The sequence below is a fragment of the Rhizobium ecuadorense genome (assembly GCF_001187535.1).
Lineage (GTDB): Bacteria > Pseudomonadota > Alphaproteobacteria > Rhizobiales > Rhizobiaceae > Rhizobium > Rhizobium ecuadorense.
The window spans coordinates 1-240 of sequence record NZ_LFIO01000318.1 but is presented as its reverse complement, the minus strand read 5'-3'; the positions used below and the strand labels follow the sequence as shown (position 1 = coordinate 240).

The following is a 240-nucleotide window of genomic DNA, read 5'->3' as shown; positions in this document are numbered from 1 at the left end:
GCCGAGTTCGTCGCGGTCGATGGCGGGGCGGTGGTGCCGCTGCCCGATGCGGTCTCCTTCGAGGCGGCTGCCGCGCTGATGGTGCAGGGGTTGACGGCGCTGCACCTCCTACGCCGCAGTCCCGTGAAAGGCAAAATCGTTCTCGTCAACGCAGCAGCCGGCGGTGTTGGTTCTCTGCTCCTGCAACTGGCGAGGCGCGACGGGGCGAGGATGGTGATCGCAGCGGCGAGCAGTGACGAG

The 240-nt window shown here is 68.3% G+C and carries 1 pseudogene; it reads left to right on the top strand.

The annotated features are described in order from the left end of the window. Window positions 1–240 (top strand): annotated as a pseudogene (locus AF337_RS07050) (zinc-binding alcohol dehydrogenase family protein); the annotation flags it as partial.